Source organism: Streptomyces sp. SID3212, assembly GCF_009865405.1.
Lineage (GTDB): Bacteria > Actinomycetota > Actinomycetes > Streptomycetales > Streptomycetaceae > Streptomyces.
In genome coordinates, this window is record NZ_WWJY01000392.1 from 1 (window position 1) to 11,536 (window position 11,536).

General features: G+C 71.0%; 12 protein-coding genes and 1 pseudogene. 12 read left to right on the forward strand and 1 reads right to left on the reverse strand.

Going from position 1 to position 11,536, the window contains the following annotated elements:
- From GT042_RS11785 to mutM, 9 genes and pseudogenes are all read left to right on the forward strand, one after another.
- A pseudogene (locus GT042_RS11785) lies at positions 1-538 on the forward strand (dihydroxyacetone kinase); the annotation flags it as partial.
- A 25-nt stretch (positions 539-563) separates the two neighbouring features.
- A complete protein-coding gene (gene recG, locus GT042_RS11790; protein ID WP_161308668.1) occupies positions 564-2,783 on the forward strand; it encodes an ATP-dependent DNA helicase RecG in 2,220 nt (739 codons plus the stop codon).
- A gap of 93 nt (positions 2,784-2,876) precedes the next feature.
- The gene (rsmD, locus tag GT042_RS11795; RefSeq protein ID WP_161308669.1) at positions 2,877-3,461 is read left to right on the forward strand and encodes a 16S rRNA (guanine(966)-N(2))-methyltransferase RsmD; all 585 of its coding nucleotides are present in this window, start codon (positions 2,877-2,879) and stop codon (positions 3,459-3,461) included.
- Positions 3,462-3,487: 26 nt separating this feature from the next.
- Entirely contained in the window at positions 3,488-3,967 is a 480-nt protein-coding gene (coaD, locus tag GT042_RS11800; RefSeq protein ID WP_202532656.1) for a pantetheine-phosphate adenylyltransferase, read from the forward strand.
- Positions 3,968-4,065: 98 nt separating this feature from the next.
- Positions 4,066-5,253, forward strand: a complete 1,188-nt coding sequence (locus GT042_RS11805; RefSeq protein WP_161308671.1) for an ATP synthase F0 subunit B — start codon at positions 4,066-4,068, stop codon at positions 5,251-5,253.
- A 142-nt stretch (positions 5,254-5,395) separates the two neighbouring features.
- Positions 5,396-6,034 (forward strand): DUF177 domain-containing protein, encoded by a 639-nt coding sequence (locus tag GT042_RS11810; RefSeq protein WP_202532658.1) that lies wholly within the window; start codon positions 5,396-5,398, stop codon positions 6,032-6,034.
- Between the two features lie 2 nt (positions 6,035-6,036).
- Positions 6,037-6,210 carry a 50S ribosomal protein L32 gene (gene rpmF, locus GT042_RS11815; RefSeq protein ID WP_003965982.1) on the forward strand — a complete coding sequence of 58 codons (174 nt, stop codon included), beginning with the start codon at positions 6,037-6,039 and terminating at the stop codon, positions 6,208-6,210.
- Positions 6,211-6,229: 19 nt separating this feature from the next.
- Entirely contained in the window at positions 6,230-7,201 is a 972-nt protein-coding gene (gene rnc / locus GT042_RS11820; RefSeq protein WP_237530720.1) for a ribonuclease III, read from the forward strand.
- A 163-nt stretch (positions 7,202-7,364) separates the two neighbouring features.
- On the forward strand, positions 7,365-8,225 hold the full coding sequence (gene mutM / locus GT042_RS11825) for a bifunctional DNA-formamidopyrimidine glycosylase/DNA-(apurinic or apyrimidinic site) lyase (RefSeq protein WP_161308672.1): 861 nt from the start codon (positions 7,365-7,367) through the stop codon (positions 8,223-8,225).
- Between the two features lie 33 nt (positions 8,226-8,258).
- Here the strand turns inward: mutM and GT042_RS11830 are convergent, their stop codons facing one another.
- Positions 8,259-9,164: a CAP domain-containing protein gene (locus GT042_RS11830; protein ID WP_161308673.1), complete on the reverse strand. Its 906-nt coding sequence runs from the start codon at positions 9,162-9,164 to the stop codon at positions 8,259-8,261.
- 146 nt (positions 9,165-9,310) lie between these two features.
- On the opposite strand from GT042_RS11830, the gene GT042_RS11835 reads away from it, so the two are divergent.
- The 3 genes from GT042_RS11835 to GT042_RS11845 all read left to right on the forward strand — a co-directional run.
- Positions 9,311-9,592 (forward strand): acylphosphatase, encoded by a 282-nt coding sequence (locus tag GT042_RS11835; RefSeq protein WP_161308674.1) that lies wholly within the window; start codon positions 9,311-9,313, stop codon positions 9,590-9,592.
- 388 nt (positions 9,593-9,980) lie between these two features.
- On the forward strand, positions 9,981-10,199 hold the full coding sequence (locus tag GT042_RS11840) for a hypothetical protein (RefSeq protein WP_161308675.1): 219 nt from the start codon (positions 9,981-9,983) through the stop codon (positions 10,197-10,199).
- A 219-nt stretch (positions 10,200-10,418) separates the two neighbouring features.
- Positions 10,419-11,536 (forward strand): AAA family ATPase (locus GT042_RS11845; protein ID WP_161308676.1); only part of this gene is annotated, 1,118 nt, incomplete at its 3' end.

An 11,536-nucleotide genomic window follows, 5' to 3' on the forward strand; every position in this document is an offset into this window, starting at 1 on the left:
GATCCGGCGCGCGCACGCGCGTGAGGTGGTGCTCCTGCCCAACGACGCGGCCCTGCGCCACACCGCCGCCGCGGCGGCCGAGCAGGCGCGCGCCGAAGGGGTACGGGTCGCCCTCATCCCCACCCGGGCCGCCGTCCAGGGCATCGCCGCCCTCGCCGTCCACCAGCCCGACCGCCGCTTCGACGAGGACGTCGTGGCCATGACCTCCGCGGCCGGCGCCACCCGCTACGCCGAACTGGCCGTCGCGGAACGGCAGTCCTGGACCATGGCGGGCATCTGCCAGGCCGGGGACGTCCTCGGCCTGATCGAGGGCGACGTGGCGGTCATCGGCGCCGATCTCGCCGCCACCGCCGAGGCCGTGCTCACCCGGATGCTCCTCGCGGGCGGCGAGCTGGTGACGCTGGTCCTCGGCGAGGACGTGCCCGACACCCTCGCCGACCGCCTGGAGGCCCACGTACGGGAGGGGCATCTCGCGGTCGACACCGTCGTCTACCGGGGCGGCCGGCGGTCCGCGCCCCTCCTCATCGGCGTGGAGTAGCTCTCTGTCAGTGCCGTGGTGTGCAATGGATCGTGTGTCAGCGCTGGACGAATCCCTCACGAAGACGCTCGGCCCCGCCACCGCGAAGGTGATGGCCGAGCACCTCGACCTGCACACGGTCGGCGACCTCCTGCACCACTACCCCCGGCGGTACGAGGAGCGCGGCCAGCTGACCAAGCTCGCCGACCTGCCGCTGGAGGAGGACGTGACGGTGGTCGCCCAGGTCGCCGACTCCCGGATCGTGCGGTACGGAGGCGGCTCGGGCCAGCGCCTGGAGGTCACCCTCACCGACGGCAGCGGCCGGCTCCAGCTGGTCTTCTTCGGCCGGGGCATCCACAAGCCGCACAAGGACCTGCCGCCCGGCAGCCGGGGCATGTTCGCCGGCAAGGTGTCCGTGTTCAACCGCAAGCTCCAGCTGGCCCATCCGACGTACGTGGCGCTGGGCACCGACAGCGGCGAGGACGCGGTCGACGCGTTCGCGGGCAAGCTCATCCCGATCTACCCCGCCTGCAAGGGCCTTGAGTCCTGGAAGATCACCAAGGCGGTCGACGCGGTCCTGCCCCGGGCCGCCGAGGCGCTCGACCCGCTGCCGCCCGCGCTCCGCGACGGACGCGGCTTCGCCTCCCTGCCCGAGGCGTTGCTCAAGGTCCACCGGCCCGAGACCCGCGCGGACATCGCGGACGCGCGCGAGCGGCTCAAGTGGGACGAGGCGTTCGTCCTCCAGGTCGCCCTCGCCCGCCGCCGCCACGCCGACGCCCAACTCCCCGCCGTGGCACGGAAACCCGTCCCGGACGGGCTGCTGGACGCCCTCGACGCGGGCCTGCCCTTCACCCTCACCGACGGCCAGCTCAAGGTCACCGCCGAGATCTTCGCCGACCTCGCCACCGAACACCCCATGCACCGGCTGCTCCAGGGAGAGGTCGGCTCGGGAAAGACCCTCGTCGCGCTGCGGGCGATGCTCACCGTCGTGGATGCGGGCGGGCAGGCCGCGATGCTCGCCCCGACCGAGGTCCTCGCCCAGCAGCACCACCGGTCGATCACGGAAATGATGGGCGAGCTGGCCCAGGGCGGCATGCTCGGCGGCGCCGAGAAGGCGACGAAGGTCGTGCTGCTCACCGGCTCCATGGGCACGGCGGCCCGGCGCCAGGCGCTCCTCGACCTGGTCACCGGCGAGGCCGGGATCGTGATCGGCACCCACGCGCTGATCGAGGACAAGGTGAAGTTCCACGACCTCGGCCTGGTCGTGGTGGACGAGCAGCACCGCTTCGGGGTCGAGCAGCGCGACGCCCTGCGCTCCAAGGGCAAGCAGCCGCCGCACCTGCTGGTGATGACGGCCACCCCCATTCCCCGCACGGTCGCCATGACGGTCTTCGGCGACCTGGAGACGTCGGTCCTGGACCAGCTCCCGGCGGGGCGGCTGCCGATCGCCAGCCATGTCGTCCCGGCCGAGGACAAGCCGCACTTCCTGGTCCGGGCGTGGGAGCGGGTGCGCGAGGAGGTCGGCAAGGGCCACCAGGCGTACGTCGTGTGCCCGAGGATCGGGGACGACGAGGACGAGACGGGCAAGAAGAAACCGTCCCGGGGCAAGGCCGCCGACCAGGGCGACAAGGCCGCCGACGCCGCGGAGAAGCGTCCGCCGCTCGCCGTCGTGGAGGTCGCCGCCCACCTGGCCCAAGGCCCCCTCGCCGGTCTGCGGATCGAGATCCTGCACGGCCGGATGCCGCCCGACGACAAGGACTCCGTGATGCGCCGCTTCGCCGCCGGTGAGGTGGACGTCCTCGTCGCGACGACGGTCATCGAGGTCGGGGTGAACGTGCCGAACGCGACCGCGATGGTGATCATGGACGCGGACCGGTTCGGCGTCAGCCAGCTGCACCAGCTGCGCGGCCGGGTCGGCCGGGGCTCGGCCCCCGGGCTCTGCCTGCTGGTGACGGACATGCCCGAGGCGAGCCCGGCGCGGGCCAGGCTCGGCGCCGTCGCGGCCACCCTGGACGGCTTCGAGCTGTCCCGCATCGACCTGGAGCAGCGCCGCGAGGGTGACGTCCTCGGACAGGCCCAGTCCGGGGTGCGCTCCTCCCTGCGGATGCTCGCCGTCATCGACGACGAGGAGATCATCGCGGCGGCCCGCGAGGAGGCCGTCGCGGTGGTCGCCGAGGACCCGGAGCTGGCGCGCTACCCGGAGCTGCGCATGACCCTGGACGCGCTGCTGGACGCCGACCGCGAGCGCTACCTGGACAAGGGCTGACCGGGCCCGGCCGGGTCGTACGCCCTATCGTGAGAGCAGTATCCGCGGCCCCGCCCGCTCCCCGACCCACGAAAGCCGAGGTTCGCGACACCCATGACCCGCGTGATCGCCGGTTCCGCCGGCGGACGCCGGCTCGCCGTCCCGCCCGGCACCGGCACCCGCCCCACCTCCGACCGGGCGCGCGAGGGGCTCTTCTCCAGCTGGGGATCGCTCCTCGGCACCCTCGAAGGCGTCCGGATCGCCGACCTCTACGCCGGGTCGGGCGCGATCGGCCTGGAAGCCCTGTCCCGGGGCGCCGCGCACGCCCTGCTCGTGGAGTCCGACCCGCGCGCCGCCAGGACCGTCCGGGAGAACGTCAGGACCCTCGGCCTGCCCGGCGCCGAGGTCCGTACCGGCAAGGCCGAGCAGATCGTCACGGGACCCGCCCCCGACGCTCCGTACGACCTGGTCTTCCTCGATCCGCCGTACGCCGTCACCGATGACGATCTTCGGGAGATCCTCCTCACACTCCGCACTCAGGGGTGGCTCACGGGCGACGCCGTCGCCACCGTGGAACGCAGCACCAGAGGCGGGGAGTTCGGCTGGCCCGAGGGATTCGACCCCCTGCGGTCCCGTCGCTACGGCGAGGGAACGTTTTGGTACGGTCGCGCCGCCTCTACGTGCGAAGACGCACCATGACCGGACCGGAGAGCGAGGGAATTCAGTTGCGCCGCGCCGTCTGTCCGGGGTCCTTCGACCCCATCACCAATGGACACCTCGACATCATCGCCCGCGCCTCCAAGCTGTACGACGTCGTGCACGTGGCGGTGATGATCAACAAGTCCAAAAAAGGGCTGTTCACGGTCGACGAGCGGATCGACCTGATCCGCGAGGTCACCGCCGAGTTCGGCAACGTGGAGGTCGAGGCCTTCCACGGCCTGCTCGTCGACTTCTGCAAGCAGCGCGACATCCCCGCCATCGTCAAGGGCCTGCGCGCGGTCAGCGACTTCGACTACGAACTCCAGATGGCCCAGATGAATCACGGCCTTTCGGGTGTCGAGACTCTGTTCGTCCCCACCAACCCCGTGTACAGCTTCCTCTCCTCCTCCCTGGTCAAAGAGGTCGCCACCTGGGGCGGAGACGTCTCCCACCTGATCCCCCCGGCCGTCCACCGCGCCCTCGCCGCCCGCCTCGGCACGTCCTGACGGGCCGACAGCCCCCCATCCGGTGTCAGACCGGCTCCCACTGGCCGTACAGTCGTTGCGTCCGTCTCCAAACCAGCTGAGAGAGTGGCGAGCACACGGTGGACGTGCAGAAGAAGCTCGACGAGATCGTCGACACGGTGGGCAGTGCCCGCTCCATGCCCATGTCGGCGTCCTGCGTGGTGAACCGCGCCGAGCTGCTCGCGATGCTGGAGGAGGTGCGCGACGCGCTCCCCGGCTCGCTGGCCCAGGCCCAGGAACTGCTCGGCGGCCACGAACAGCTCGCCGCCGAGGCCCGCCAGGAGGCCGACCGGATCATCGGCGCCGCCCACGCGGAACGCGCCACCCTCATCTCCGACACGGCGGTCGCCCGCCGCGCCCAGGAGGAGGCCGACCGGATCCTCTCCGAGGCCCGCAGGGACGCCGCCGAGGTCAAGGCCGAGGCCGACGACTACGTCGACTCCAAGCTCGCCAACTTCGAGGTCGTCCTCACCAAGACCATCGGCTCCGTCGACCGCGGCCGCGAGAAGCTGCTGGGCCGCGACCCGGGCCGCGGTGAGCAGGGGTACGGCCCCGAGGGTGACGACGCCGACGACGCCCCCGAGCACAGCACCGACCCGGAAACCCTGATCAGGCGCGCCGACGAATACGTGGACGCCAAGATCGGCGCCTTCGAGGCGGTCCTCTCCAAGACCCTCGAAGCCGTCGGCCGCGGCCGGCAGAAGCTGCTGGGCAGGACCGAGATCGACGACCTGGCCGCGCACCTCGCCGCCCAGGACGCGGCGGGCCCCCAGATGCGGACCAGCGACGCCGACCACTGGGCGGACCTCGCGGAGGTGCCGCGCGAGCAGCCCGCCGGGCAGGAGACGGCGGCCCCGCAGCTGCCCCAGATCCCCGCCCAGCAGCCGTACGTGGACCCCGCCTACGGGCAGCCGGCCGCCGCGTACCAGGAGACCGGCTACCAGGACCCCGCGTACACCGACCAGGCGTACGCCGGATACGGCCAGCAGGACACCTACGAGGGCGGCTACCAGCAGGACCCGTACGCGTACCAGCAGCAGCCCCCCGTCACGCAGGGGTACGGCCAGGAGCAGGGCCAGGCCCAGGGCTACGACCCGAACTACGGCTGGCAGCAGCCCGCCGGCCAGCAGCCGGCCGTACCGCAGCCACCGCAGCACCGGCCCGGCCAGGCCCACCCCGACCAGCAGGGCGCCCTGGACGAGACCAGCCTCTTCGACACCAGCATGATCGACCTCGACCAGCTGCGCCGGTACGAACAGGGCCGCTGAGGCATCCGGGGCCCGGATTGGGCCTACGGCGGCCGGTCCAGTACCCTGGCTCTTCGGCCGCGTGTATGTCCGCGGCCCCCGCCGCCCTCTTCGTTCCGCGACACTGTGGCGGCCCCTCCACGATCCGAAAGTTGGAACAGCCCTGAACGCGCGCCTCGACCACCGCGACCCCCTCGTGTTCGACACACACGAGCTGGGGCGGCGTCCTGGTGCGCTCAGGAAGCTGACCAGGACGGTCCCCGCGCCCCAGGACTTCGGCATCGGCGGGGTCATCGGAACGCCCGAGGGCGGCCCGGTGGAACTGACTCTCCGTATCGAATCCGTCATGGAGGGCGTGCTCGTCACCGGCACCGCCCGTGCGACGGCCGAGGGGGAGTGCGTAAGGTGTCTGGAGCCGCTGGGCCAACAGGTCGAGGCGGACTTCCAGGAGCTGTTCTCGTACCACGACGCCGATGACCGGGGCCGCACCCGTGCGGAGCCCGGCGACGACGCCGAGGACGACGAGGACACGCTGTTCATCGAGGACGGACTGTTCGACCTCGAACCTGTGCTGCGTGATGCGGTGGTGCTCGCACTGCCGATGCAGCCGGTGTGCCGGGAGACCTGCGCCGGCCTGTGTTCCGAATGCGGAATCAGGCTGGAGGAGAATCCCGGTCACCACCACGACGCCGTCGACATCCGTTGGGCGGCATTGCAGGGACTCGCCGAAACCGTCAAGGACGGCGAGAAGGACAACATGGGCGGCGCCGCAGCTGGCGTCGACGAGAAGCAGGAGAAGTAGCCGTGGCTGTTCCGAAGCGGAAGATGTCGCGCAGCAACACGCGCCACCGCCGGTCGCAGTGGAAGGCTGCGGTCCCCACCCTGGTGTCGTGCGAGCGCTGCCAGGAGCCGAAGCTCCAGCACATCGCGTGCCCGAGCTGTGGCACGTACAACAAGCGCCAGGTCCTCGAGGTCTGAGCGGCTGGTGAGAGGCACGATGTCTGAACTGTCCACTGCCAAGAAGCAGGCAGACAACGTCAGTACGGCCTCGTCCCCCACGCTTCTGGAAGGGCGGCTCGGCTATCAGCTGGAGTCCGCCCTTCTGGTGCGTGCGCTGACCCATCGTTCGTTCGCGTACGAGAACGGCGGTCTGCCCACCAACGAGCGGCTCGAATTCCTCGGGGATTCGGTGCTCGGCCTGGTGGTCACGGACACGCTGTACCGCACCCATCCCGACCTGCCTGAAGGCCAGCTGGCCAAATTGCGGGCCGCGGTGGTCAACTCGCGTGCGCTGGCGGAAGTGGGCCGCGGCCTGGAACTCGGCTCCTTCATCCGGCTCGGCCGGGGCGAAGAGGGCACGGGTGGCCGGGACAAGGCTTCCATCCTCGCCGACACCCTTGAAGCGGTGATCGGCGCCGTCTATCTCGACCAGGGTCTCGACGCGGCCTCGGAGCTGGTGCACCGGCTCTTCGACCCGCTGATCGAGAAGTCCTCCAACCTCGGAGCCGGCCTGGACTGGAAGACCAGTCTCCAGGAGCTCACCGCGGCGGAGAGTCTCGGCGTTCCCGAGTATCTCGTCACGGAAACCGGCCCCGATCACGAAAAGACCTTCACTGCTGCCGCCCGCGTCGGTGGTGTCTCGTACGGCACCGGCACCGGCCGCAGCAAGAAGGAAGCGGAACAGCAGGCGGCGGAGTCCGCGTGGCGGTCGATCAGGGCCGACGCGGACGCGCGGGCGGCGGCGGAGAAGAACGTCGTCCACATCGAAGGGGCCGACCCGGCCCCGGAGACCCCGGGGGTCCCCGGGGACGTGGCGCCGTCCGGCCCCGACGCCAACGGTTCGGGGTCCGTCAACGGCTCGGGTCCGGGCTCCGGATCCGGGCAGCAGTCCGGGCACTCCGGGCACGGCATCGATCCTGACGCCGTGGTCCCCGCCGACCCCGCTTCCGCGGACGCGGCCAAGGCCTGACCGGCAACCCGGTCAGCCGTACGGCTTTCTTGACACGCCCCTCGCACCGGATCCCGGTGTGAGGGGCGTCGCCCGTTCCGCTCCAGTCCCTTCCTGTCCGTCCCGTCCGTCCGGCCGTGTCCCGTCCGGCCGTGTCCCGTCCGGCCGTCCCGCGAGGAGTCCCGTGCCCGAGCTGCCCGAGGTCGAAGTGGTACGGCGTGGTCTGGAGCGCTGGGTCAGCGGCCGGACCGTCGCCGGGACCGACGTCCTGCACCCACGCGCGGTACGACGCCACCTCGCCGGCGGCGAGGACTTCGCGGCCCGCCTCACCGGCCACACCATCGGCACGGCCCGCCGGCGCGGCAAATACCTCTGGCTCCCGCTCGCCGACACCGACGCCTCGATCCTCGGCCACCTCGGCATGAGCGGCCAGCTCCTCGTCCAGCCGGAGACCACACCCGACGAGAAACACCTGCGGATCCGGATCCGGTTCGCCGACTCCCTCGGCACCGAGCTGCGCTTCGTCGACCAGCGCACCTTCGGCGGGCTCTCGCTGCACGACAACTCCCCCGACGGGGTGCCCGACGTCATCGCGCACATCGCCAGGGACCCCCTGGACCCGGAATTCGACGACGACGCGTTCTACAAGGCGCTACGCCTGCGCCGTACGACCGTCAAGCGCGCGCTCCTCGACCAGTCACTGATCAGCGGCGTCGGCAACATCTACGCGGACGAGGCGCTCTGGCGCGCCAAGCTCCACTACGAACGCCCCACCGCGACCCTGCCCCGGCCGCGCGCCGTCGAACTGCTCGGTCACGCGCGGGACGTGATGAACGGGGCGCTCGCCGTCGGCGGCACCAGCTTCGACAGCCTGTACGTCAACGTGAACGGCGAATCGGGTTACTTCGACCGGTCGCTGGACGCGTACGGCCGCGAGGGCGAGCCGTGCCGGCGCTGCGGGACCCCCATCCGGCGCAGGCCGTGGATGAACCGCTCCAGCTATTTCTGCCCGCACTGCCAGCGCCCGCCGCGTACGGCGGTGTAGGCGGGTCCAGGCGGTTCCGTACGGGTGGTGCTGTCAGAACCCGAAGTCCTGCGTCCACCACGGGCCGCCGGTGCCGGTGTGCACTCCTACGCCCAACCGGGTGTAGTCGCAGTTCAGTATGTTCGCGCGGTGGCCCTCGCTGTTCATCCACGAGTCCATCACCGCCTGGGCGTCGGCCTGCCCCCTGGCTATGTTCTCGCCGCCGAGCTTCTGCACCCCGGCCTGGTCGGCGCGGTCCCACGGGGTCTTCCCGTCGGGATCCGTGTGGTCGAAGAAGCCGCGCGCGGCCATGTCCTCGCTGAAGTCCTGGGCCAGCCCGGCCAGTGAGGCGTCGGCCTTGACCGGGGCGCACCCGGCCTTCGCCCGCTCGTCGTTGACCAGGGAGAGGACGGCGGTCGCCGCGGACGCCGCCGCGGGGCCCTGCCCCTGGCTCTCCGCCGCGCGCTGGGTCGTCTGCTCGGGCTCCGGGGCCCGCGTCGCGGGGGCCTCGGTCTTCTTCGTCTCGGGCGCCCGGGTGACCGGGGCCTCCGCCTTCTTCGACGCGCCGGCCGACGGCTTCGCCGGGGTGGCGGCGCGCTTCTTGGCCGGGGTGGTCGGCACCCGGCCCGGTGTGGACGGCGAGGCGGAGACGGAGGCGGACGGGTATTCCGTGGGCTCGGCGGAGGCGCCGCCCTGCTCCAGCAGCTCCGGCGCGCCGTCGGTGCGTACCTGCTCACCGGTCGGCCCACCGCCGACGTTGTACTGGTCACCGCCGGGCAGCAGCCCCGAGGCCACCGCCACCGCGCCGACGGCCATGGCCGCCGAGGCGCCGAGCAGTCCGGTCCTCACGGGGGCGGCGACCCGCCGCTTCCGGCGTGCACCACCCCGGTGCCTGCCTGCCGTGACGTCCGCGTAGTCAACAGCGGCGGGTACGGCGGCGGAGCGCGAATGGCGTCCCATCGACTGTGCCTTCCTCATGCTCTCGACATGATCCTGATAGCAATGTGCCTCACCCTTACGAGTGAGGCTCATTGTGACCGGACTGTAGCCCATGGCGTCCGGGGCCGCCGTGTCGTACGGCCGATTGGCGGGGATAACGTGTGGCCGTGAATGACGACGTACGACTCACCGCCTGGGTGCGCGGACGAGTACAGGGAGTGGGCTTCCGCTGGTTCACCAGGGCGAACGCGCTGGAGATCGGCGGGCTGACCGGATTCGCGCTCAACCTCGAAGACGGCCGGGTGCAGGTGGTGGCGGAAGGGGCGCGTGAGAAGTGCCACGGCCTCCTGGAGTGGCTGCGCTCGGACGACACACCCGGACGGGTCGACGGGGTGACAGAGATATGGGGCACAGCGCGCGGCGGGTACGAGGACTTCGCGATCCGCTGAGCCGGCCGTCCGGGACGGCGTTCAGGACCCCGGCCGGAGGGCCGGCGGGGGTCCTCGGCACCCGACGACGTCGCCATTGACCTGGTGGTTGCCAAAAATGGCCCCGCCGTGCGAGGCTGCGCGACTAACGATGATCTCCACGCCCGCAGGGGCCCGTGGGTGAGGCGGTGCCGCGTTCCGACGGCCGAGCCCCCCGGGCCGACGGCCTGCGCGGGCGATGATCGTGTTGACCGTCAAACTTTTTGGTGAGACTCTGGAATCCCCGCGCACCTTAGCTGTTTGGCAGTAAGAACCGCAGTGGAGCAAGCACTGTCAGGCACCGCGGGTGCGATTTCCCCTATGACCCAACCGCATACGGTCGGTCACTCAGTGTGGAGGACCATCCATCATGGCAAAGGCGCTTCTCGGTTACGTCGGCGGTTCCGACCCGCGACTCCTCGCCGAGATGCGACGGCTTCAGAAGCGTGTCCAGGACCTCGAATCCGAGTTGGTACGGATCCAGTCCGAGAACGACGCGTTGAACGCCGCCGTCGCACAGCACCCCGGAGACTCGATGTTCGAGAACATGGACATCGAGGTCCACCAGGGAGAGCCTGCGCTCACCTGATGACAGCCCCCGTCGGGGCCAGGTGAGTCACACTCACGCAGATTCGGCACCATTCAGCAAGATATGCAAGGGACGCTTCGGCGTCCCTTCTTTCTTTCCATCTTCCGTTGTACACAGCGAGGTTGACCGTACGACGCCCTTTCCTAAGGTCTGATGTGCCCTGCGCGTTCGGCGGCGAAACCGCCGGACGGCGACGGGAGCGGGGTAAAGTCCGGCGGCGTGCACCTCAAGGCCATGACCCTGCGCGGGTTCAAATCCTTCGCGTCCGCCACGACACTGCGCTTCGAGCCGGGCATCACCTGTGTGGTGGGCCCGAACGGCTCCGGTAAATCGAACGTCGTGGACGCGCTGTCCTGGGTCATGGGCGAACAGGGCGCGAAATCGCTGCGCGGCGGAAAGATGGAGGACGTGATCTTCGCCGGGACGACCGGGCGGCCACCGCTCGGCCGCGCCGAGGTCTCGCTCACGATCGACAACTCCGACGGCGCACTGCCGATCGACTACGCGGAAGTCACCATTACGCGGATCATGTTCCGCAACGGCGGCAGCGAATACCAGCTCAACGGGGACACCTGCCGGCTTCTCGACATCCAGGAACTCCTCTCCGACTCCGGTATCGGCCGCGAGATGCACGTGATCGTCGGACAGGGCCAGCTGGATTCCGTCCTGCACGCCGATCCGATGGGCCGCCGGGCCTTCATCGAGGAGGCGGCGGGTGTGCTCAAGCACCGCAAGCGCAAGGAGAAAGCGCTGCGGAAACTCGATTCGATGCAGGCGAACCTGGCGCGCGTCCAGGACCTCACCGACGAGCTGCGCCGCCAGCTCAAGCCCCTCGGGCGGCAGGCGGCGGTGGCCCGGCGGGCCGCCGTCATCCAGGCCGACCTGCGCGACGCGCGGCTGCGGCTGCTCGCCGACGATCTCGTACGGCTGCGCGAGGCGCTGCGCACGGAGATCGCGGACGAGGCCGAGCTGAAACAGCGCAAGGAGGAGGCGGAGGGGCGGCTCAAGGCGGCGCTGACGCGGGAGACCGAGCTGGAGGACGAGGTACGGCGGCTCGCGCCGAGGCTCCAGCGGGCCCAGCAGACCTGGTACGAGCTGTCGCAGCTGGCGGAGCGGGTACGGGGCACGATCTCGCTGGCCGACGCGCGGGTGAAGAGCGCGACCGCGCCGTCCACGGACGACCGGCGGGGGCGGGAGCCCGAGGACATGGAGCGGGAGGCCGCCAGGATCCGCGAGCAGGAGGCGGAGCTGGAGGCCGCGCTGGAGGCGGCCGAGCACGCGCTGGAGGACACCGTCGCGCACCGCTCGGAGCTGGAGCGGGCGCTCGCGGTGGAGGA

Excerpts from the sequence above, each read along its gene's own strand:
- recG (WP_161308668.1), top strand. The coding sequence starts at position 564 with ATGGATCGTGTGTCAGCGCTGGACGAATCCCTCACGAAGACGCTCGGC.
- rsmD (WP_161308669.1), top strand. The coding sequence starts at position 2,877 with ATGACCCGCGTGATCGCCGGTTCCGCCGGCGGACGCCGGCTCGCCGTC.
- rnc (WP_237530720.1), top strand. The coding sequence starts at position 6,230 with ATGTCTGAACTGTCCACTGCCAAGAAGCAGGCAGACAACGTCAGTACG.
- GT042_RS11830 (WP_161308673.1), bottom strand. The coding sequence starts at position 9,164 with ATGGGACGCCATTCGCGCTCCGCCGCCGTACCCGCCGCTGTTGACTAC.
- GT042_RS11840 (WP_161308675.1), top strand. The coding sequence starts at position 9,981 with ATGGCAAAGGCGCTTCTCGGTTACGTCGGCGGTTCCGACCCGCGACTC.